The sequence below is a fragment of the Sediminibacterium ginsengisoli genome, assembly GCF_900167075.1.
Taxonomy (GTDB): Bacteria; Bacteroidota; Bacteroidia; order Chitinophagales; family Chitinophagaceae; genus Sediminibacterium; species Sediminibacterium ginsengisoli.
The window spans coordinates 371030-393826 of sequence record NZ_FUWH01000002.1 but is presented as its reverse complement, the minus strand read 5'-3'; the positions used below and the strand labels follow the sequence as shown (position 1 = coordinate 393826).

Here is a 22797-nt window from a genome sequence, read left to right as displayed (position 1 = left end):
TAAGCATTAAAAGCAAGAAACATATATGAAGCTAAGATAAGGTTCTTTTGGTGCCGGCGTATCATACAGTATGCAACAGCTCAGCGATGCGTTTCACATCTTCCGCACGGTTGAATGCATGCAGGATGATCCTCAGCCTTTCCCTGTTGCGGGGTACTGTGGGGTAAAGGATCGGCCTGATATCGAGTCCGCCTGCCTGCAATGCCGCAGCCGCCTTTCTTACCGCATCGTTTCCGGGGATCACCAGTGCCTGGATAGGCGTTGCCGATGGTAATACCTCGCAGTTGAAAGGCAGGTCGTGAAAAAGCCCGATGAGTTCATTCAGTTTCTTTCTTTCACTAGCCATGGAAGGGAATAAACGATAACTTTCGCGGATCGTTTCGAGCGCATGTTCCGGCAATGCCGTGGAATAAATAAGACTGCGTGCAAAATTGACCAGGTAACTGCGTAGTCTTTTGGAGCCAAGCACCACGGCACCATGACAGCCGCAGGCTTTTCCGAATGTATGTACGCGGGCGAAAACTTTTTCTTCAAGTCCGTGGAGCTGCACAAGCCCGGCCCCTTTTTCGCCGATGATACCGGTGGCATGTGCTTCATCGACCATGAGATGAGCGCCGTATCTTTCACATAATGCGATGATCTCTTCCAGCGGGCAGGTATCGCCATCCATGCTGAATACGGACTCTGTTACAACAAACAGGTTGCCCGATGCATGCTGCAGCTTTTTCTCCAGGTCTGCCGTATCATTATGTATAAAGGAAAAGGAATGCGCGAAAGAAAGCCGGATACCGTCGCGGATCGATGCATGGCTGAGCTGGTCATAAATAACTGTATCACCCTTTTTCGGCACGGATGATAACAATCCCAGGTTGGCATCGTAGCCCGAATTGAACAACAGGGCTGCATCTGCATGATGGAATGCGGCGATCTCTTTTTCTGCAAGTTCGGCCAGCGCAGTATTACCGGCCAGCAAACGAGAGCCGGCAGAACCGGGATGGAAACCCGTGGCTTCAGTACCGATCAGGCGGTTGGTGGCAATGCCCAGGTAATCGTTTGAACAGAAATCAACTTTTCCTTCAGGCAGGCGGAGCGCACGCAATGCATCATTGGCGATGCGCTCGTTGAGTGATAGCTGTAAAAAATCATCCTGGTACATAGGTTCAAAACTAACGGTTTGTTTCAGATATTTGCAGCAGGCGTTGAATTATCTGCGTTCAGTCAAACAGACCCTATGGAACTTTCCGATCACACCAAAAATATACTCGGATTAAAATTACCAACCGATCCGCGCTGGGTAGACCTGGCCGGCATCAGCCTCGAAGCCATTCTTACCGATCACGCTTACTGTGAACAGAAAGCCGCGCTCACCTGCATTTCGCTGATCCAGCGTTTCTCCGACAAGGATGAACTGGTAAAACAGCTGGCCCCGATCGTAACGGAAGAATGGGGGCATTTCAGGCTGGTATTACAGGAGCTTACGCGCCGCAACCTCAAACTGGGAACACAACGCAAGGATGTTTATGTGAACCGCCTCATGGAATTTCAGCAGAAAGGCGGCCATGAAGAAGGCTGGTTCCTGGACCGGCTCTTAATGATGGCACTCATCGAGGCACGCAGCTGCGAGCGTTTCAAAAGGCTCAGTGAAGGGCTGGAAGATGCTTATCTCCGGAATTTCTACCGCCGTTTCATGGAAAGCGAAGCAGGTCATTATACATTGTTCATCGAACTTTCCGAACATTATATCGACAAAGAGACCGTAAGAAAAAGATGGCAGGAATGGCTGGCTTATGAAGCCGGCATTATGCAGGAAATAGAAATCCGCGGCGACCGCATTCACTAAGCTGAAAAATAACGGAGTTCTTCCGACAGATCCAGGTAGGGATATTTTGCCTGTAATGCCATTGCTTTCTGCCTGCTTGCATCGAGGAATTTCCTGTGCTGCCCTGAAGACGGATTGAACGGCTTATGCCGGAAAGCCAGCTGAATCTCGTGCAGTTCCTGCATTACCGAACGCGTTTCATCATTCATACAGGCACCCGTGAATTTTTCCCAGACATATTGCGTAGCGTGATAATTCGGATGTACGAGGTCTTCTGCATAAAACCGGTAATCCCTCAGGTCGTCGATCACCAGTTCATACGCAGGGAAATAATACAGTTTTTCAAATTTATTCACCAGGTGATGAACAGCCTGTATCAGCACCGCCTTACTCCTGTTGTTTTCAACCATACCTTCCCGCAAATGTCTTACAGGACTGATCGTAAAAATGATCCGCAGCTTCGGATTGAAAAAGAAAAGCCGGTGAAGCATGTTATCCAGTACACTCAGCGTTTCTTCCACGCTCATCAGGCGTTTATAGAACCAGTCGGCCGGCGCTTTATGGTTGTTTGCAGCCACCATGCCCGGCCTGGCATTCTGTGCATTTTCTGTAAGTGTATAGATCCATGCCGAACCCAAAGTGATCAGGATATGATCAGCTGCAGCCAGGTAGGCATGCGCGCCGGCAACGGAAGCATTGATACCGGTAACAGCAGCTTCAGGTGTTAAGGCAGAGAAGCGGCTATGGTGCATCCAGCTATGCCAGGCTTCATTGTATTGAAAAAGGTCATCGGCGGTGATCACCGTTTTCTCCACGTATTGCGTAACTGCCGCCGCCACGCTCACCGGGTTGAAAAGAATACCATGCGGATTCTCCATTACGCTGAATTTATGTGCACGCAGCTTCTCTCCTATATTTTCTGTAAAACAGGATCCAACCAGCATCAGTTTATCCTGGTGCAGGATCGGTTCCTGCATTTTGCGCACTTCCAGTTCGTAATGAAATTTCATGGCCGCAAGATCGGTAAAGATTGGCATCTAACCCCCAGAAAAAAGCCCGGGGTTTCTATTGGCCTGCGCCTTAGAAACCCCGGGTATTGATTTGTTATTTAAAAGGCAGTTTAAAGATTCACCCTGTTCTTTTCAGCCTGCACACCTGTATTCCGGTTCCGGCTGGCTTTCACGTTCATGTTACCGAATTTCCAGGCAAAGTTCAGGTTGATCCTGCGACCTTCCCATTGGTTCTTCCAGGTAATATCAAGTTCATCGCTTACGATATGTGAACGATAAGCGCTCGGGCCGATGATATTGGTGAAATTGAGGCGGATGGTTCCTTTCTGCTGCCATACCTGTTTTTGCAGTGCCAGACCCCAGGAATAAGAACTCCGCATCCGGCTCAGTCCCTCGCGTGTTGGTATACTGTAATAGATATCTGTCATGATCCTGAAATCGTTTTTCAGTTTGAATGTATGACTGGTATACAAACTTGCTGCGAACGATTCCTGGTTGTAACTGAAATCGCTGATGGCAGAATAACCTTTCACGTATGCCATTCCGAGATTGTTATCGCTGCTCCACCACGTTGTGAACGGAATAGATGCAGATACATTCAGACCAAGATAATCAGACGCATTTGCATTTTCGGTAGTGTTGGTAACGGTACCCGTTACTTTATCCTGCCTGATCACAGTAGTTTGTACAGCTGTAGCGTGACGATATACCAGCGAGGTAAAAATCGCCTGTTTATATCCATGCTTCAGTTCGAACGAATGACTGAAAGAGGGTTGAAGAAAAGGATTGCCCGCAAAAATGGTAAAAGGATCCACATACCAGGTAAAAGGGTTCAGCGACTGGTATCCCGGCCTGTTGATGCGCCTTGTATAACTCAGGTTCAGCTGGTTGTTGCTGTCCAGCGGCTGGCTGATGAACAGAGAAGGGAACAGCCCCCAGTAATTACGCTCGTCGATACGGTTCATGGTGATCGAATTCCCCTTGCTGATGGTCTGTTCTGCACGTACACCGATCTGAATGGCGGTAGAACCAAAACGGCGTGACAGATTCAGGTAAGCAGCGTTGATATTCTCATCGTAGATGAATTTATTGGTACGACTGATATCCTGCTTCCATGAACCGTTCTGTAAAGAATCAGCGATCAGGTTATTATCGGTGGTCACCCAGCTGAATTTCACCCCCACTTCCATCTTCATCTTATTCCTGAACATACGGGTATGATCTGCTTTGAACGACCAGATCTTTACGCCCGCCGGCTGATCATTCCTGAATATATAAGGCGAACGGGTTGCAGTGCCGGCCGCATTGGTAAAGAAATTCTCGTTGGTTTCTATTGATGATCTGTTGTATACAGCATAATCCGCATCGAGATTCAGATCACTGCCGAGTGTATCCAGTTCTGTTTTAAAATTGAGGTTATAGGAAAAGTTGGAACTGTTATCATCTCCGTTACGGATGCTTGAGATGTAACTATAGGCCTGTTTTTGTCCGTTGCTGAAAGTGGTCAGGTTATCGGTCTGCGCATTTGTGTTAGACAGATTCCCGTTCATGAGTACACCGATTGTAGACCGCCTGCCTAATTGCAGATCCGCGCCGGCTTTAAAGGAAGAATACCTTGTAACCGGGTGCCAGTAATTCTCACGATCCTGGTAATTAACCGTACCATTGTTGCGCACAATGCTGTTATAGTTCAGCAGGTTGAAAGACTCGGAATAACCGCCGCTGCCGCTGCCGAAAAGGTTCCAGCCATTCTTGCGGTAGTTGACGCTGAGACCGCCATTGGCTTTTGGATATTCACCATAACCGGTACCGGCATTCACGATACCGTTAAGGCCGTAAGCCTGGTTCTTTTTCAACCGTATATTAATGATGCCGGCAGTTCCTTCAGCTTCGTATTTGCTGGAAGGGTTACTGATGATCTCGATACGGCTCACCATATCAGCGGGCAGGTTCTTGAGGTATTCTGTTAACTGTGTGCCAGAGAGATAAGCGGGCTTGCCATCGATAAAGATCCGGCAGGCAGCGCCGTTAAGCCTGATATTATCGTCTTTATCAGTAGTAACAGCAGGAGCTTTGCGCAAAAGATCAAACGCCATGTTACCGGTGGCGAGCGGACTGTTCTCGATATTCATCACCATTTTATCCGGTTGCATATCAAACAGCTTTTTGGTAGCCGCAACTGTTACTGTGCGAAGCTGTTCAGCAGCTTCTTTCAATATTACGGGCGGCAGCTGTATTTTACCGGTTCCGGCTTTTACCCTTATGGTATCTGACCGGTGATCAGCGTAACCGACAAGGGAAACGGTCAGGACATAATTGCCGTCTGGTATATCCCTGTATTCATATTTACCAGATGAGTCGGTAAGTGTGCCTTTGAGGATTTTACCATCCCGCTGCAGTAATGATACCACTGCATAAGGCAATGGCTGCTGACGTGCATTCTTAACTTCCCCGGAAAGATCGGTTGAGGAAGACCAGGCAGCGAGGCTGAGGAAAAGGAAACATACAAGTGAGATAATTTTCATAAACAGGTATTTAATGCCCCAAAAATCATCTCTGCAAACCGGCGCCGGAGATTTTTTATACCAACAGGTCAGAAAATCCGATCAGCAGGCCCAGAGGTGTTGGTAGAACAAAAAAGCCTGTTGGTAGAAACCAGGAACAAATCCGGCGGCATGATTGTACTTTTAATGAATAACAACAATTCACCATGAGAAAGAGCTACAAGGTGTTGCTTCACTTATTGTACTGGAGTTACTTCTTCGGCTGGAGCCTGCTGGCCAGATCATTTTATAAGAACAACCAGCCCTTTACCTGGGCAGACCTGGCAGACCCGCTTTCCATCAGCAATTATTTTGTGTTCCTGAGTACTTTTTATATCAACTACAGCATTATCATGCCGCGGTTGTTCCGTCATAAACGTTACAAACAAACCTGGTTATCGTGGTTCCTGCTGATCGCATATTTTATTGCAATACGTTACCTGGTCCAGGAAGTGTTATTGTTAAAATGGTTTGGCATACACAATTACTTTAAAGGAACAACGCTCGGTTATTATACCTTCGACAATATTTATTACGCTGCAAGCATGCTGGTAATGAGCATTGTTTTCTGGAGCGTAGAGAACTGGATCAAAAATGAACAGGAGAAAGTGATACTCGAGCGGGAAAAAACAAATGCAGAAGTCAGCTTTCTCAAATCGCAGGTAAACCCGCATTTTTTATTCAATACACTGAACAATATTTATTCGCTTGTTTATCACAACTCAGAAAAATCGCTGCCAGCTATTCTGAAGCTGAGCGAGCTGATGCGTTATATGACGCACGAAACAAATGCGGACCGCATTTCCCTCTCAAAAGATATCCGGTATATTGAAAGTTTTATAGAACTGCAGTCGCTCCGTGCAACAGGAGAACCTGCTGTTCAGTTTACTACAGAAGGCGACGCAACTGACAAACAGATAGCTCCTTTGCTGCTGATCCCATTCATAGAAAACGGATTCAAACATGGTATCATTACGGACAGGGATCATCCATTCATCATACGTCTGACACTGGACAACAACAGTCTGCACCTGTACACCCGGAACCGGATCAACAAAGGTCAGAAAGACCATTCGGGCGGTGTAGGAATGGAAAACGTAAAACGAAGGCTGGAGTTGCTTTACCCCGGCAACTATTCTCTGCAGATCAAAGACACGGGCGATGAGTATATTTGTGACTTAACCATTCAATCACTTTCACGGGTATGATCAGGTGTATTGCAGTAGATGATGAACCATGGGCGCTTGCGCTTTTATCGGATTATATCCGCAAAGTACCGTTTCTGCAACTGGAGCTGGCTACCGGCAATCCTATAGAGGCGCTTCAGCTGGTACAGAACGGGCAGGCAGATCTTGCGTTCCTGGACATACAGATGCCAGAGATCACCGGCATGCAGTTCATGAAGATTATCGGTAACAAATGCAGGGTGATCCTTACCACTGCTTACAGCGAATATGCGCTTGACGGTTATGATTTTCAGGTGATCGATTACCTGCTCAAACCTATATCGTTCGATCGTTTTTACAAAGCTGCGTTACGTGCACAGGAGCAATTACAGCCGCAACCGCAGATCGCCGCGGTGATTGAAAAAGAGAAAGAAACGACTGCACCCGAATACATTTTCATCAAATCGGATAGCCGTATCGTAAAAGTTACGTTGAATGAATTATTGTATATAGAAGGATTGAAAGATTATATCGCCGTTCATACTTCAAAAGGGAAGATCATCGCGCTCGAGAATATGAAAACGATGGAAGCCGGTTTGCCTGCCGGCAGATTCATGCGGGTGCATAAATCCTATATTGTGGCGCTGGAACAGATCAGTACCATTGAACGCAACAGGATCTTCATCCGAGAAGCATCCATTCCTATCGGGGATACTTACCGCGACCCGTTTTTTGCCGCCATACAGGGAAGGCATTTCGGTTAACCGAACTGCAACTTCCTGTTTTCGATTTTAACATGAAAGCTGATCTCCGCCTTTAATGCTTTGAAGACTTTTAAAATGGTTCCGATAGTAGCACTGTTTGCACTGCTTTCCAGTTTGGAAATCTGTGCTTTCTGAACACCTACCAGCTGACCAAGTTGTTCCTGTGTAAGATTGCGTTCCTGGCGTACTTTTTTAATCATGTAACTTAACACTTCCATGCTGAGCTCATGTTCATATGCATCCCTTTTTTTCGTTCCTGTTTTCCCGATAAACTCATCTTTCATTTCTGAAAGCGAGTAAGTCATTGGTTTACCTTTTGTTGCCATCTGCACGTTTTTTCTGTAAAAAATATTGTTTCCTGATTGCACTTGCTTTTTCTATGTCTTTTACAGGCATCTTGTTCACCTTTTTAATAATACCATGTACTGCGAATACCAAAGTATCTTCGGTTTCTGTTTTATCCCAGAAAGCCAGTAGCCTGTACTGAAGATTTCCATATTTCGTTCTGAACTCCCATATTTCATCCGTAAGCTTTTTAAAAAGCCTGGGATCATTTGTCTGTTCAGCCAGGTCAATGTTCCAAAGAATTTTACATGAAGCTTTAGCATCAATGGAATGCATAAATACCTTTACTTCTTCATGAAATTCTGTTCTGAAGAATCGCTTTCTCTCTAATGGCATTCCGCGAAACTATCAAAAGTTTCCAAATTTAGAAACTTCTATTTAATACACCAAGCATCTGTAAATTTTTATTTTACGCTTATTGGAAAACTGAAGCAGCAAGCCTGCTGCTTTCGGAAAGGGCCTGGTCATCAAGATTTGATAAGTATCCTTTTGACCTGAAATAAGGAATCATCAGTTCACTGTCCATATTCCCTACCAGGTCATCCTGTGCCATCGGGCAACCACCGATACCTTTCAATGCACCATCAAAACGACGGCAGCCTGCATTCAATGCTGCTTCGGCTTTTTCTTTCCAGTTATGCGGGGCGGAATGAAGGTGCACGCCGATACTGGTACCGGGATAAGCAGGGATCAGTGTCTGTAGTGCAAAAGTGACCTGTTCCGGCGTGGCCACACCAACTGTGTCTGCAAGCGAAAGTATACGGATGTCTTTGGCTACCATTTCTGCAGCCCAGCGGAGGAGAATTTCCTGGTTATACTCATCACCGTAAGGATTACCAAAGCCCATGCTCAGGTAAATCACTGCTTCTTTTCCAGTCTTAACACAGAGTTCCTGTATTGCATCGATCGTTGCAGCGCTTTCTTCCATGGTGCTGTTGGTGTTGCGCTGCTGGAATGTAGGTGATACAGAAAAAGGGAAACCGAGATAGCTGATCTCATCGTACATCACCGCATCGCGGGCACCCCGCTCATTGGCAACAATGGCGAGCAGTTTGGTTTTGGTTCCGGACAGATCCAGTCCTGCGATCACATCCTTTGTATCTGCCATCTGCGGAATTGCTTTCGGCGATACAAAGCTGCCGAAATCCAGGGTATCGAATCCTACTTTCAGCAATGTATTGATATAGGCGATCTTCTGATCTGTTGGAATAAAATGAGCCCAACCCTGCATGGCGTCACGCGGACATTCTACCAAAGTGATCTGATCGTTCAGCATAAACTGCGGTTAAGATTAGTATAACAGTTTGAAGATATTAGAGCCTTTGTTTCATGGCTTCATACAGTACAATACCCGCTGCCACCGATACATTCAGGGAATCAAAATTACCTTTCATCGGTATACGGAAAAAAGCATCGGCCGCTTTTGCAAGATGAGCCTGTACACCGCGGCCCTCATCGCCCATGATCACACAGCAGGGTGAGGTCATATCCAGTTCAAAAACATTCTTATCGGCCCTCATTTCACTGGTGAATACCTGTATACCATTGAGATGAAGTGTATCTACGGCTTTCAGCAGGCTGTTCACACGACAGATATGGATATGTTCAAGCGCACCGGCGCTGCTTTTCATCGCTTCTTCATTAAGCGCGCCCACTCCTTTATCCGGTATGATGATGGCCTGCGCTCCGCAGCAAAGTGCGCTGCGTGCAATCGCACCGATATTGCGTACATCCGTAACACCATCGAGCATCAGGAACAAAGCCAGTTCACCATTTGATACCACATGATCGATCACCTGCTGAAGATCCATGTATTGGACCAATGCAGTAAATGCCACCACACCCTGGTGATTGGCCCTTGTAAGGCCGTTCAGTTTTTCCTGCGGCACCTGCTGGATGGGGACCTGCTTTTCTCTTGCCAGCAGGCGGATCTGCTGGATCACATCGCCGGATGCGTTTTTATGAAGCAGGATCTTATCGATCGGTTTACCGGTCTGCAACGCCTCTATCAGCGGCTGCCGGCCGATCACCAGTGAACTTTGTTTAATAGCCATATGTAAAGGTAACTAAAGACGGCCTTCTGCCTGCATCAGCCTGAGTTTTAAAATACCTGCTACGCTCATTGAATCCGTGATCTGCCCTTTTTCTACCATGGAAAAAGCTTCACCAAAGGGCAGTTTCCGGATTACCAGCTGTTCCGTTTCTTCAGGTGCGGCTTCCTGCTGAACAAGACCTTTGGCCAGATAAACATAGGCCAGCTCATCGCTCACCGAATTGGAAAGATGCATCGTCAGGATCAGCTGCCAGTGGGAGGCAACAAGCCCTGTTTCTTCCAGCAGTTCTCTTTGGGCGGCTGCAAGACAAATATCCTGGCTGACCGGCTTCCCCGGTTCGTGCAGACATCCGCCCGCCGGGATCTCCCAGCTGTATGCGTCTAAGGTAAAACGGTACTGTCCTACCAGGAACGTATTCAGATCTGCATCTACCGGCAATACAGCTACCGCGGTATTTTTAAAATGCACTTTGCCGTAAATACCTTTCCCGCCGCCGGGATTGATCACATCATACTCAGTAAGCGAGATCCAGGGATTATCATATACCGGCTTTTCCTGCAGGATGGTCCAGGGGTTCTGTTCTTGCATAACAGCAATTTTGGTAAAATTAAAGGTTTCGGTTATGCACAAAAAGAAACCCCTGCCGGAACAGGCAGGGGTTCAATTGATTCGTTATTATCAGATTCCGAAAGCTTTTTTCACTTTGGAAACATAATCCAGTTTCTCCCAGGTAAACAGTTCCACTTTTACTTTCTTCACTTTACCATCCGGTGAACGGAATTCTTTGGTTACCACTTCATTTTTGCGGCCCATGTGACCGTAAGCAGCTGTTTCGCTGTAGATCGGGTTACGCAGTTTGAGGCGCTGTTCGATAAAATAAGGGCGCATGTCGAAAATGCTTTCTACCATCTTACCGATCTGGCCGTCTGTGAGGTTTACTTTCGCGGTTCCGTATGTGTTTACGTTAATGCTGGTTGGTTGTGCTACACCGATTGCATAAGATACCTGAACCAGTACCTCATCTGCCACACCTGCTGCTACGAGGTTCTTTGCAATATGCCTTGTTGCGTAAGCAGCTGAACGGTCTACCTTGCTCGGATCTTTACCGCTGAAAGCACCGCCGCCATGTGCACCTTTACCCCCATAAGTATCTACGATAATCTTACGGCCTGTTAAACCGGTATCACCGTGCGGACCGCCGATCACGAACTTCCCGGTTGGGTTGATATGATACTTGATCTTATCATTGAACAGTTTAGCGTATTTTTTGTACTTGCTCTTCACGCGCGGGATCAGGATCTTCACGATATCTTCTTTGATTTTGGCAAGCATCTTTGCTTCTGTGTCAAAGTCGTCGTGCTGGGTAGATACCACGATCGCGTCTATGCGAACAGGCCTGTTGTTATCATCGTATTCCAGGGTAACCTGGCTTTTTGCATCGGGACGCAGGTATTTGATCTGCTTGTTCTCTCTTCTCAGCGCAGCCAGTTCAATCAGGATCTTATGTGCCAGGTCAAGCGCCAGCGGCATATAATCATCTGTTTCGTTAGATGCATAACCGAACATCATGCCCTGATCACCAGCACCCTGTTCTTCTTTTTTCTTGCGGTCTACACCCTGATTGATATCCGCAGACTGCTCATGAATGGCAGACAGGATACCACAGCTGTTCGCTTCAAACATGTATTCGCTCTTGGTGTAGCCGATCTTGCGTACAACACCGCGGGCTATTTCCTGTACATCCAGGTAAGCTTTGGATTTCACTTCACCGGCCAGTACTACCTGACCTGTTGTTACTAATGTTTCGCAGGCTACTTTGGATTGAGCGTCGAAAGCAAGAAAGTTGTCGATAAGGGCATCAGAGATCTGATCAGCCACTTTATCCGGATGTCCTTCAGATACACTCTCGGACGTAAAAAGATAAGGCATATAAAAAGTATTTAACGGGTATAAATATATTACAATGTTGAGCTTTTCATCAAATGCGCGAGAAAATTATCCGTAAACGCATCCTGAAACGACTGTGTGTACCGCCTCCGAGTCTTACACGTCCATTAGCTATATCATTACCGACGCTTGGATTCAGGTAATTGAGTGTAGTAGTTGGTGTAGTCGGATATGGAGGAGTATAATAAATAGAGTCATTTACGGGAGCGGTCAGACGCAGCGTATGCGTTGTATCTTTCCTGGTTATGACGCCCTGTGCATACCTCGTCAGATCAAACACATAGGAACCTACCCTGTCGTACCCATTAATACTTTTATAGGTGAGGAAGCCGCCGAAACTGGAAATATTCGGGCCATCGGAGCTGATGATGTAATCATTAGGTACATTACGCTTGCGCTGGTTCACTGAATCCCATACGCTCAGCAGCAGGTAACGCGGAGGCAGCATCGCGGCTTCAATAGTGGTAAGGTTCGCATCATCAGGCACCTGCTCTGCGATCAGTTCCGCACGGTGTATGATCCGGTTGCTGAGGTCTTTCAGTCCCGGAATACGCACACGCACATAAGTACCCGGACCGGTTTGTACATATACCAGTGAATCCGGCTTAGCCGTAGTGGTGAGGTGATTACTGATCTCGCTTCCGGCACGGTTACGGGTTACAAAGTTGGCGCTTCTGCTCACACCTGCCGTAAAACGGAAATTCACCACGTTGGTATCACGGGTAGTTGCTCCGGTAGTGCTTGAGCTATAATAAAGTGCAAATTTTGAATTCGTATCTGTCAGGTTAAACTGCAGCAGTGCATTGGCCGGGCTCGTCGCATCTGCCGTTAAGGCAAAGCCTGCAAAGTACTCGCGCAATACTGAATCTGATTTATACGCATTGGTGGAATCGTAGAATTTGATGAACCTCGCAGCAACATCACTCCTCACTTTGATCCTTAACTGGTTCACCGCATTTTCGTAGCGGTTCTTCACAGAATCTTTCAACCTCCGGATATCGATCGTTACCGGCGGAGCCAGCTGGCCGCTGACATTAAGAGGACGTACATTCGGATAGTTGGACGGGTATGCTGAAGGCTGGATCGGCGTATTATGATCAACTTCCGATAAAGTAAGCCTTATGGGTTGTGTGGAATCGCCATAAACACCCTTGTAGCTCAGGATCAGCACCGCAGAATCTACCACGATACTGTCCCTTGTTCCGGGAACACTGAACGGGTACAATGCAGGCTGCATTTCAAAATACATGGACGCCGTTGTACGGCCAAACAAAGGATCATTGGTAATAGCTCCTACCACATGCTGGTCTGCTGCATATACACGTGCAGTATCGGCATCATCAAAACTATCAGTCATAACATCCAGCAAAGTATCTTTGGTAACCACACCATCAATCGGTGGTATTAACCCGCTGCCCAGTTCAGTAGAAGTAACCCTGGTACAGGCAGCCAGCCAGATAATGGTTATAAGAACGGCGAATAATGGAAGTCTCCGCAGTGTAAAAATTGATTGCATGGATTAGTTATTACTTGCTCGCAAGGTCGTTGTACAATTCTAAATACTCTGTTAAATCAGAATCCCAGCCTTTAAAAGGAACTACCTTCTTTCCCTTTACTTTTCCGAACTCGTCGGTCAGTTTTTTATCGATCACATCAGACCCGAAAGTAATGGCATCCGCAAAAGTAGCACCACCTTTGAAAAGAGCTGTGTTATCTGCGCCTTTAAAGGCTTCCAGGTCTTTCTCTTTGATGTTGGCGTTGATAACCGCCTGCTTTACAAAGTCTTCACCCAGGTTCTCTGTAAAAGTATTCTGACCGATGGTAAAGATCACTTTACTGTTACTGAAAACAGGTTCTTTTTTATAAGCGGTTTTAATGTAGGCAGGGATCAGGGATGTCATCCAGCCGCTGCAATGGATCAGGTCCGGCGGCCATCCGAATTTCTTAACGGTTTCAAGCGCCCCCTTGCAGAAGAATACCGTACGGAGGGCGTTGTCTTCAAACCAGTTTTCATCATCATCATGAAATATCTGCTTTCTTTTGAAGAAATCTTCATTCTCAAGGAAATACACCTGCAGTCTCGCATTTGGCAATGAAGCCACTTTGATCTGCAGCGGATGATCATCATTATCTACCGACACATTAATTCCCGACAGCCGTACCACTTCATGTAAACGATGCCTTCTTTCGTTGATCACACCGAAACGCGGCATGATACACCTTACTTCCAGCCCGCTGTCATTACTCTTGATAGCAAGCTTATTGATCACCTCTGCAAATTCTGTCAGCTCCAGATAAGGAGACATCTCAGTAGCAATAAATAAAATTCTTTTCTTTGTCGACATTATTACGCCAATTTAGCAGGATGCTTAAAAATTAGTTGGCAAAGGTACGAAAAATATGAAGAATTTAAACACCAGGCCCATCCAGCCCCCTAAACCGAGCCTTTATGATACTCTTTAAAAAAGCAGCAGACCTGAAGAATTACCTCGATTCTGCGCCCGGTCCGAGGGGTTTTGTACCCACCATGGGGGCCCTTCATGAAGGCCACCTGGCGCTGATCAGGGCCGCCAGGGAGCAATCGGCGGTCACGATCTGCAGTATTTTTGTGAACCCCACCCAGTTTAACGACCCTGCCGATTTTGAAAAATACCCCGTAACCATAGAAAATGATATCCTTTTGCTGGAAAAAGCGGGCTGTGATGTGCTTTTCCTGCCGGCTGTGACGGAAATATACCCCGATGGCCTGCCTTCGGAGCAATACAACCTCGGCCGGATCGAAACACTGCTGGAAGGCGCATTCAGGCCAGGCCATTTTCAGGGTGTATGCCAGGTGGTAAGCCGCCTGCTTAACCTTGTACAACCTGATCTGCTGTTCATGGGCCAGAAAGATTACCAGCAATGTATGGTGATCGCCCGGCTGCTGGAATTAAAAAACATGGCAACCCGACTCGTGATCTGCCCTACCCTCAGGGAACCATCCGGACTGGCTATGAGCAGCCGGAACATGCGGCTCACGGAAACGCAGCGGGAACAGGCAATTGTCATTTACCGCGCACTGCAGCAAATCAGGTCGGAGCTTGGCCAAAAAACACCAGATCAACTCGCAGCCGAAGCAACCAAACTGATCCTGGAAGCCGGCTTTGAAAAAACGGATTATGTCAGCATCTGCGATGCACGTACACTGGAGCCCGTAACCGGATGGGACGGGGAGACAAAACTGGTAGCGCTGGCAGCGGCATTCATCGGAAGTGTACGGCTGATCGACAACCTGCTGCTGAATTAAGTTTAACATAAATATGACCAGTGGGGAGAGATGCTTTTATGCATCGGTCAGAACTTCTTACTTTTGCAACCATTATGCAGATAGAAGTATTAAAATCGAAAATACACAGGGCAACCATTACAGAAGCCAACCTTCATTATGTAGGCAGTCTGACCCTGGACGAGGACCTGATGGATGCCGGTAATTTCATCGAGAATGAAAAGATCCAGGTAGTGAATGTGAATAACGGAGAAAGGCTGGAAACTTATCTTATTAAAGGCAAAAGAGGCAGTGGAATTGTTTGCCTGAACGGCCCTGCAGCCCGCAGAGGTGCAGTGGGCGACCTGGTAGTGATCATTTCTTATGCTACCATGGATTTTGAAGCAGCCAAGGAATTCAAGCCCTCTGTTGTATTTCCGAAGGAAGGCAACAAACTGTAAGCAGACGACATTTTTACGGCGCAGGCACGGCCTAAACACCCGAGTACATGAAGAAACGAATCGCATCTTTATTAAAATACCTTTTCTTCCTCGGCCTGGGTATATTCCTGGTATGGTGGAGCCTGCACCAGATACCTGCTGAAAAATGGAACGATTTTAAGAAAGGATTGCAGACTGCCAATTACTGGCTGATCCTCCCGGTGTTCGTGATACTGCTGTTGAGTCACATGCTCCGGGCCCTGCGCTGGAAGATCCTGATGCAGCCGATGGGTTACAGACCTTCATTCATGAACAGCTTTTTCGCGGTAATGGTAGGTTATCTGGCTAATCTGGCCGTTCCCCGCCTGGGTGAAGTGCTGAAATGCACGATCCTGGCACGTTATGAAAAAGTTCCGGCAGAAAAACTCGTAGGTACCATCGTTGCAGAACGTGCGGTGGATGTAATTTCACTCGCCCTCGTTTTCCTGCTTGCGATGACCGTACAATCCGATATTGTAGGCGAATACGGCATGCAGCTGTTCAAACAGCTTTTCGAGAACAAAAGCGGCCAGTTTTCGGTGATGAAGATCGCCGTTGTACTGGGCGTGCTGGCAGTAATGATCATCGCGGTGATCATCCTGTTCAAACGGTTTTCACACCTGCGCATTGTAATGCTGTTCAGCAAGATCCTGAAAGGTATCTGGGAAGGTCTGAGCAGCATCCGTAACCTGAAGAACAAAGGCACATTCATCATCTACAGTGCCGGCATCTGGATGTTGTATATCCTGGGCACCTGGGTAGGCCTGCTGGCCACACAGGGTACTGCGCACCTCGGGATGTCTGCGGCAATAGGCGCACTCGCATTTGCAAGTATCGGCATGATCATCACACCGGGCGGAATCGGCGCTTACGCTTACTTCATTGCCAAAGTGCTTGAAAAAAACAATATTTCTTTTGAAACAGGCTTCGCCAACGGCACGCTGCAATGGTTTGCCCAGTTCATCATCGTGGTGATCGTAGGAGCACTGAGCCTCGGCCTGCTGCCTGTTTATAACAAAAAAAAGCAACCTCATGAGAGCCGTTAATGCCATTCAGCAAAAGATCGTAACCCTTCCCGCATTACTGTCGCTTGCAGCCGGATGGCGCATGACAGGCAAGCAAATTGCATTTACGAATGGCTGCTTCGACATATTACACGAAGGACATATCTTCTCTTTTTCACAGGCGGCTAAAGAAGCAGATATACTGGTAGTGGGCGTTAACAGCGACAGGAGCGTTAAAGCCCTCAAAGGTCCGGACCGCCCCATTAACCATGAGCATAGCCGTTCTCTCCTGCTGGCCAATCTCTCGCTGATAGATGCAGTGGTAGTGTTTGATGAAGACACACCCTTCAACCTCATCACTTCGCTTATGCCGGATGTACTGGTAAAAGGCGGAGATTATACCATTGAGCAGATCGTAGGCAGCAAAGAAGTGATCGCCAACGGGGGCCGGGTAGTCATTAATCCGATCGTGGAAGGCTTTTCAACCAGCGGCCTCATCCAGCAGATCAAATCGTCTTATTCATAGTCGTTTACAGCCGTTTCCGGAACAAGAAACTTAACATTAGCATCCCTCCGCATCAAGTATATTTGGCATGGACCAGTTACAGTATCATGTCAAAAAAACAATTCATTCAGCGGGATATCAGTTGGCTCAGCTTTAATGCACGTGTGTTACAGGAAGCAAATGACCCGGATGTGCCACTGAAAGAAAGGATCCGTTTTCTGGGCATCTTCTCCAATAACATGGACGAGTTTTTCAGGGTGCGCGTAGCTACCCTTAAACGCATGACAGAACTTGCCGGCAAACGTAAGAAACTGAACATGCACATGGAGATCGCGCCGCAGTCGATCCTCGATAATATACAGACCATTGTACTGCAGCAGCAGAATGAATTCAACAGAATCTGGGAAGGAATACTGAAGGAATTGCGTAAAGAAAAGATCTTCCTGACAGACGAAAAACACCTGAACAGGGAACAGCAGGCTTATGTGAAAAAATTTTTCGATGACGAAGTACGCGCCTATATCATCCCCCTGATGATCGAAACCTTACCTGCACTGCCCTATCTGCGCGACAAAAGCATTTATCTCGGCATTGTCATGCGTAAGCAGCATTCAGCCTATGAACAGAAATACGCACTGATCGAAATTCCGGCAAGAGCAGTAGGCCGGTTTATACAATTGCCGGCAGGGAAAAGCGGCGAACAGCATATCATCCTCCTTGAAGATGTGATCCGTTTCAACCTGCCGCAGATCTTCTCCTATTTCGGTTATGATTATTTTGATGCGCATATTTTTAAAGTGACGAAAGATGCAGAGATAGAGATCGAAGAAGATATCAGCACTTCTTTTGTGGAGAAAATGGAAAAAGGGCTCAAGAACAGGCGGAAGGGGAAACCGGTCCGCTTTGTATACGATAAGGAGATGGATGCGGGCCTGTTAGGTTACCTCACCAACAGGTTAAGCCTGAGCAGGAAAAGCAGTATCATTCCCGGCGGCCGCATCCATAATTTCAGGCATTTCATGGACTTCCCGGATGTGTTCGGCACAAAAAATCCGCGGCGTGCTGCATTTACACATCCATTACTCAGAGGCGCAACGCGGGTAACCGATGTGATTGCGAAGAATGATGTGATGTTGCATTTCCCTTACCATTCTTTCAATACGGTGATCGATCTGCTGCGGGAAGCAGCCATAGACCCGGATGTGATCTCTATCCGCATCACGGCATACAGGCTGGCATCCAGTTCAAAAGTGATCAACGCCCTCATCAATGCCGCAAGAAACGGGAAACAGGTAGTGGTAATGCTGGAACTCAAAGCCCGCTTCGATGAGGAAGCCAACCTGGAATGGAAGAGCGTGCTGGAAGAAGAAGGCGTAAAAGTATTGCTGGGTGTTCCGAACATGAAGATTCATGCCAAGCTCTGCATCATCAAAAAAAGAAAAGGACCGAAGATCATTCAATATGGTTTTGTAAGCACAGGTAATCTCAACGAAAAAACGGCCCGTGTGTATGGCGACCATTGCCTGCTGACCTCTAACAGGAATGTAATGGCCGACATCAACCGTATTTTTCACTACCTCGAGAATTTCAAAACACAGCCGGATCATCTGCGGTTATGCAAGACGTTGCTGGTTTGCCCTACAGGCATGCGCAAACAACTCATGCAACTGGTCAATGCCGAGATCAAACATGCAAAAGCCGGAAAAGAATCAGGCATCACACTAAAACTGAATGCGCTCAGCGATACGGTACTGATCCGCAAATTATACGAAGCAGCCGCTGCAGGCGTTCCGGTAAAACTGATCATCAGGGGGATCTGTTGTGCCATGACAGAAAATAAAAAGTTCAAACCACCGGTTACAGCCATCAGTATAGTTGACGAATACCTCGAACATGCCCGGGTAATGATCTTCTGCAACAGCGGGAAAGAAAAAATTTACATCTCCAGTGCAGACTGGATGGTGCGCAATCTGGACCACCGTGTAGAAGCGGCAATTCCTGTGACAGACCCTGAAATCAGGCAGGAATTGAAAGATATTATCCACATTCAATTAAGAGATAATGTAAAAGCCAGGCTGCTCAACAATGATTTATCAAACATCTATGTACCTTCCGCAGGTAAAAAAAAGGTACGCTCCCAGATCGAGACGTATCAATACCTGTACAAGAAAAACATAGCACCTGGTGAGGTTAGCAGCGATTGATATAGGAAGTAATGCCGCACGCTTACTGATAGTGGATGTAACAACAGATGCTGCGGGCACACCCATGTTCAATAAACTGAACCTGGTACGTGTTCCCCTGCGCCTGGGTTTCGACGTGTTTGAAAAAGGCGAGATCTCCAAAGAAAAAAGAGGCATGGTACTGCAAACCATGAAAGCTTACAGCCACCTGCTGAATGCATACCAGGTTGAGCATACCATAGCATGCGCAACAAGCGCCATGCGCGATGCACGCAACAGTGCCGACCTGATCCGCAAGATCAGGCTGGAAACAGGCCTCAGCATAGAGATCATCAGCGGCGATCTGGAAGCCTCCCTGATCTACGAGAACCATGTAGCCGAACATATGGACCCGCTGCACAGTTATCTCTACATCGATGTTGGCGGCGGAAGCACAGAACTCACTTTTTTTGCAGACGATCAGCTGGTATTCAAGGATTCTTTCAACATAGGCACGATCCGCCTGCTCAAGCAGATGGTAGACGACAGCATGTGGGACAATATGAAAAACCACATCAAACAGAAAACAAAAGGTTATAAAAAGATCGTGGCAATTGGTACAGGCGGAAATATCAACAAGGTCTTTTCACTCAGCAAGAAAAAAGACGGCAAACCGCTCCCAGCTGAATTATTAAAGGATTATTACAAGGAGCTTTCCAGTGTTTCCCTGGAAGAGCGTATGCGTATTTACAAGTTCCGGGAAGACCGGGCAGATGTGATCGTTCCTGCGCTGCAGATCTATATCAATGTGATGCGCTGGGCCGATGCAGACGAGATCTATGTACCGAAGATAGGCCTGGTCGACGGACTTGTGCAACATCTGTATTACAGCCTGCAGCCCCAATCCTGACCATTTGCCATCCCTACCGCTATATTCCGCAGATTGAATAGCTTTGCCAATTAAACCAAGCAGCTGATGAGTATTCATAAAGATGTTAAAAAGGTCACCACGCATACCCTTCTTAAAATGAAGGCTAACGGAGAAAGAATTTCCATGCTTACCGCATACGATTTTTCATTCGCACGATTGTTTGATGCCGCGGGTATTGATGTAGTGCTGGTGGGCGACAGTGCCAGCAATGTAATGGCCGGCCACGAAACAACCGTACCCATCACGCTCGACCAGATGATCTATCATGCACAGTGCGTGGTAAGAGGCATTTCAAGAGCGCTTGTGGTAGTAGATATGCCATTCGGCTCTTACCAGTCCAATTCGGACGTGGCGCTTGCATCCGCAGTAAAGATCATGAAAGAAAGCGGTGCGCATTCCCTAAAACTCGAAGGTGGCGAGGAGATCATCGACAGTATCAAAAGAATTGTGGCAGCCGGCATTCCGGTAATGGGACACCTGGGACTTACCCCGCAATCGATTTATAAATTCGGCACCTATACGGTAAGGGCTAAGGAAGAAGCGGAAGCAGCCAAACTGATCAGCGATGCGAAACTGCTGCAGGAAGCAGGTTGTTTTGCTATCGTGCTGGAAAAGATCCCTGCCACACTGGCAAAACAGGTGAGCGAAAGTCTCGATATTCCAACCATCGGGATCGGTGCCGGGAACCATTGCGACGGGCAGGTGCTGGTGATGCATGATATGCTGGGCATCAACAACGAATTCAGTCCGCGTTTCCTGCGCAAATACCTGAACCTGCAGGAGCAGATCACAGGTGCAGTGCAGCAATATATCGGCGACGTAAAATCACGCGATTTCCCTTCGGAAAACGAATCATATTAAGAATTCACCGATAAGCCGCCTGTTTTCACCCAAATTCTTTCAGATGCTGCAACAGGCAGGATAGATTTGATAGAATGAATGTCAAAAAAATAGTTACCATCATAGCGCATGTAGCGGCCTGGGCCTGTTTCCTGTCGCTGCCTTACCTTGTCTTTTTCCCGAGACTGCGTGAATTCAGCCTCAGCAACCATATGCTTGCCACGATCGTGTGCAACAATGTGTTTCTGGTTGTTTTCTATTACCTGAATACCCTGGTGCTGATCCCGAAGCTGCTGATCGAGAAAAAATGGTTATGGTATGCCCTGTCGATCGCGGCCAGCCTCACTGTTTTTCTTTTCGTGCCGAAGATGATCGCTACGGTAGTAGCGCCGCCCGAATTTATTCAGGTAGGAAAAGAATATGTGCGCAACCCGGCATTCCAGGGCAAACCGCGTTTCTCAAGGCCACCGCGTTACCGCCAGGGAACCGATCCTTACAATACCATCATTTTCCTGCTGGTCTTTACCGTGGGAACCTGTATCTCTGTAACACAGCGCTGGCTGAAGACTGAGCGCAACCGCCAGGAAACAGAGAACGAAAAACTGAATACGGAGCTTTCCTTCCTGAAATCGCAGGTGAACCCGCATTTCTTTTTCAATACGCTCAATAACATCTATTCGCTTGCCATAGTAAGAAGTGAGAAAACCGCACCAGCTGTGATGAAGCTGGCATCGATCATGCGGTATATTCTAACCGAAACCGAGCGCCACCTGGTGCCGCTGAGCAACGAAGTTGCATTCATCACCAATTTCATAGAATTGCAGCAGGTAAGGCTGACAGACAAGGTAAAGATCAATTTCCATGCAGATGGCTCGATCGATACGCTGCTCGTAGCCCCGCTCCTGTTTATCCCCTTCGTTGAGAATGCATTCAAATACGGGGTGAGCACAAAGTCGCCCTCGCAGATAGATATCAGCATAAAAGCGGAAGGCGACAAGATCCTTTTCACGGCAGTCAATTACATCGTACCTTCAGAAAACAACCTGATGGAAAACACAGGTATCGGCATCAATAATGTAAAACGCAGACTGGAACTCATGTATCCTGAAAAGCACCGGCTGCAGACAACACAGAAAGACAATTACTATACCGTTCATCTTGAAATAACAACAGCATGATAACCTGTATCGCAATCGACGACGAACCCCTGGCGCTGCAACTGATCAATGAGTATTGCGGTAAGATCTCATTTCTCAAGCTGGAGAAAGTGTTCACTGATACCGATGAGGCCAAAGCCTATCTCCTGCAGAATCCCGTGGATCTTTTATTCCTGGATATCCAGATGCCGGATATTAACGGTGTGCAGTTCTATAAAAGTCTCTCCGAAAAACCGCCCGTAATTTTTACCACGGCTTATAAGGATTTTGCGGTAGAAGGCTTCAATATGGATGCTGTAGACTACCTGCTGAAACCTTTTGAATATGACCGTTTTCTGAAAGCCGCGTATAAAGCGAAGGAATACATAGAGTTCCTGAGTTCCCAGGAAATGCAGCTCAATTCGATCTTCGTAAAAGTGAATTATGAGATCATGAAGATCAACCTGAAAGATATAGAGCTGATCGAAGCACTCGATGATTATATCAAGATCTACATCAAACCCAATCCGGTATTAACGCTGATGACGTTGAAAAGCATCCAGGAAAAACTTCCGGCCCGGGATTTTGTACGCGTGCACAGGTCGTTCATTGTACCGCTTTCCCGGATCGAAAAATTCAGTAAAACCAAATTATGGATCAGCGGCAAAGAGATACCGATCGGCAGCAGTTACAGCCAGGTATATGACCAATTGTTAACGCTTTCTAAAACAAAGTAGTTTCCCCGGTACATATTCCTTGCTCACCTATATAATTTCAGTTTTTTTATTTCCGACATTACTTTTAACCTGAAAATGCTGAATAAGCGTTTCATGCAGGGTTTTAGATAA

The 22797-nt window shown here is 47.0% G+C and carries 23 protein-coding genes; 12 read left to right on the top strand and 11 right to left on the bottom strand.

The window, feature by feature from the left end:
* Positions 1 to 61: 61 nt before the first annotated feature.
* Positions 62 to 1156, bottom strand: a complete 1095-nt coding sequence (locus tag B5D42_RS04835) for an aminotransferase class I/II-fold pyridoxal phosphate-dependent enzyme (protein WP_078830312.1) — start codon at positions 1154 to 1156, stop codon at positions 62 to 64.
* Between the two features lie 75 nt (positions 1157 to 1231).
* Between B5D42_RS04835 and B5D42_RS04830 the strand changes: the two genes are divergently transcribed.
* A complete protein-coding gene (locus B5D42_RS04830; protein WP_078830311.1) occupies positions 1232 to 1840 on the top strand; it encodes a MiaE family protein in 609 nt (202 codons plus the stop codon).
* Here B5D42_RS04830 and B5D42_RS04825 read toward each other — a convergent pair.
* The gene (locus B5D42_RS04825) at positions 1837 to 2829 is read right to left on the bottom strand and encodes a GSCFA domain-containing protein (RefSeq protein WP_078830310.1); all 993 of its coding nucleotides are present in this window, start codon (positions 2827 to 2829) and stop codon (positions 1837 to 1839) included. The genes B5D42_RS04830 and B5D42_RS04825 overlap by 4 nt on opposite strands.
* Positions 2830 to 2939: 110 nt before the next feature.
* Entirely contained in the window at positions 2940 to 5354 is a 2415-nt protein-coding gene (locus B5D42_RS04820) for a TonB-dependent receptor (RefSeq protein WP_078830309.1), read from the bottom strand.
* Positions 5355 to 5539: 185 nt separating this feature from the next.
* On the opposite strand from B5D42_RS04820, the gene B5D42_RS04815 reads away from it, so the two are divergent.
* Entirely contained in the window at positions 5540 to 6580 is a 1041-nt protein-coding gene (locus B5D42_RS04815; RefSeq protein ID WP_078830308.1) for a sensor histidine kinase, read from the top strand.
* On the top strand, positions 6577 to 7302 hold the full coding sequence (locus B5D42_RS04810) for a LytR/AlgR family response regulator transcription factor (RefSeq protein ID WP_078830307.1): 726 nt from the start codon (positions 6577 to 6579) through the stop codon (positions 7300 to 7302). The genes B5D42_RS04815 and B5D42_RS04810 overlap by 4 nt, the downstream gene beginning before the upstream one ends.
* On the opposite strand, the gene B5D42_RS04805 is transcribed toward B5D42_RS04810, so the two are convergent.
* The 8 genes from B5D42_RS04805 to B5D42_RS04770 form a co-directional block, all read right to left on the bottom strand.
* The gene (locus B5D42_RS04805; RefSeq protein ID WP_078830306.1) at positions 7299 to 7628 is read right to left on the bottom strand and encodes a helix-turn-helix domain-containing protein; all 330 of its coding nucleotides are present in this window, start codon (positions 7626 to 7628) and stop codon (positions 7299 to 7301) included. The two genes, B5D42_RS04810 and B5D42_RS04805, sit on opposite strands and share 4 nt — an antisense overlap.
* Positions 7612 to 7983 (bottom strand): type II toxin-antitoxin system RelE/ParE family toxin, encoded by a 372-nt coding sequence (locus tag B5D42_RS04800; RefSeq protein WP_139366987.1) that lies wholly within the window; start codon positions 7981 to 7983, stop codon positions 7612 to 7614. Before B5D42_RS04800 ends, B5D42_RS04805 begins: the two co-directional genes overlap by 17 nt.
* Positions 7984 to 8062: 79 nt before the next feature.
* On the bottom strand, positions 8063 to 8923 hold the full coding sequence (locus tag B5D42_RS04795; RefSeq protein ID WP_078830304.1) for a hydroxymethylglutaryl-CoA lyase: 861 nt from the start codon (positions 8921 to 8923) through the stop codon (positions 8063 to 8065).
* Positions 8924 to 8960: 37 nt separating this feature from the next.
* A complete protein-coding gene (gene rlmB, locus B5D42_RS04790) occupies positions 8961 to 9701 on the bottom strand; it encodes a 23S rRNA (guanosine(2251)-2'-O)-methyltransferase RlmB (RefSeq protein WP_078830303.1) in 741 nt (246 codons plus the stop codon).
* A gap of 12 nt (positions 9702 to 9713) precedes the next feature.
* A complete protein-coding gene (locus B5D42_RS04785) occupies positions 9714 to 10289 on the bottom strand; it encodes an NUDIX domain-containing protein (RefSeq protein ID WP_078830501.1) in 576 nt (191 codons plus the stop codon).
* Between the two features lie 90 nt (positions 10290 to 10379).
* A complete protein-coding gene (metK, locus tag B5D42_RS04780; protein WP_078830302.1) occupies positions 10380 to 11630 on the bottom strand; it encodes a methionine adenosyltransferase in 1251 nt (416 codons plus the stop codon).
* Positions 11631 to 11679: 49 nt separating this feature from the next.
* Positions 11680 to 13164, bottom strand: a complete 1485-nt coding sequence (locus B5D42_RS04775; protein ID WP_078830301.1) for a DUF4270 family protein — start codon at positions 13162 to 13164, stop codon at positions 11680 to 11682.
* 10 nt (positions 13165 to 13174) lie between these two features.
* A complete protein-coding gene (locus B5D42_RS04770) occupies positions 13175 to 13993 on the bottom strand; it encodes a glycogen/starch synthase (RefSeq protein ID WP_078830300.1) in 819 nt (272 codons plus the stop codon).
* A gap of 104 nt (positions 13994 to 14097) precedes the next feature.
* Between B5D42_RS04770 and panC the strand changes: the two genes are divergently transcribed.
* The 9 genes from panC (at position 14098) to B5D42_RS04725 (ending at position 22686) form a co-directional block, all read left to right on the top strand.
* Positions 14098 to 14934 (top strand): pantoate--beta-alanine ligase, encoded by an 837-nt coding sequence (gene panC, locus B5D42_RS04765; RefSeq protein ID WP_078830299.1) that lies wholly within the window; start codon positions 14098 to 14100, stop codon positions 14932 to 14934.
* Positions 14935 to 15008: 74 nt separating this feature from the next.
* Positions 15009 to 15353 carry an aspartate 1-decarboxylase gene (gene panD, locus B5D42_RS04760; protein WP_078830298.1) on the top strand — a complete coding sequence of 115 codons (345 nt, stop codon included), beginning with the start codon at positions 15009 to 15011 and terminating at the stop codon, positions 15351 to 15353.
* Positions 15354 to 15400: 47 nt separating this feature from the next.
* The gene (locus tag B5D42_RS04755) at positions 15401 to 16417 is read left to right on the top strand and encodes a lysylphosphatidylglycerol synthase transmembrane domain-containing protein (protein ID WP_078830297.1); all 1017 of its coding nucleotides are present in this window, start codon (positions 15401 to 15403) and stop codon (positions 16415 to 16417) included.
* Positions 16404 to 16901, top strand: a complete 498-nt coding sequence (rfaE2, locus tag B5D42_RS04750; RefSeq protein WP_078830296.1) for a D-glycero-beta-D-manno-heptose 1-phosphate adenylyltransferase — start codon at positions 16404 to 16406, stop codon at positions 16899 to 16901. The genes B5D42_RS04755 and rfaE2 overlap by 14 nt, the downstream gene beginning before the upstream one ends.
* Before the next feature lie 86 nt (positions 16902 to 16987).
* Positions 16988 to 19084, top strand: coding sequence for a polyphosphate kinase 1 (gene ppk1 / locus B5D42_RS04745; RefSeq protein WP_078830295.1), 2097 nt, complete (start codon positions 16988 to 16990; stop codon positions 19082 to 19084).
* Complete coding sequence (locus B5D42_RS04740) at positions 19065 to 19952, top strand: Ppx/GppA phosphatase family protein (protein ID WP_078830294.1); 888 nt, start codon at positions 19065 to 19067, stop codon at positions 19950 to 19952. The genes ppk1 and B5D42_RS04740 overlap by 20 nt, the downstream gene beginning before the upstream one ends.
* Positions 19953 to 20018: 66 nt before the next feature.
* Positions 20019 to 20834: a 3-methyl-2-oxobutanoate hydroxymethyltransferase gene (gene panB, locus B5D42_RS04735; RefSeq protein ID WP_078830293.1), complete on the top strand. Its 816-nt coding sequence runs from the start codon at positions 20019 to 20021 to the stop codon at positions 20832 to 20834.
* A gap of 74 nt (positions 20835 to 20908) precedes the next feature.
* Entirely contained in the window at positions 20909 to 21991 is a 1083-nt protein-coding gene (locus tag B5D42_RS04730; protein WP_078830292.1) for a sensor histidine kinase, read from the top strand.
* Positions 21988 to 22686 carry a LytR/AlgR family response regulator transcription factor gene (locus B5D42_RS04725; protein ID WP_078830291.1) on the top strand — a complete coding sequence of 233 codons (699 nt, stop codon included), beginning with the start codon at positions 21988 to 21990 and terminating at the stop codon, positions 22684 to 22686. Before B5D42_RS04730 ends, B5D42_RS04725 begins: the two co-directional genes overlap by 4 nt.
* The last annotated feature ends 111 nt before the right edge of the window (positions 22687 to 22797 follow it).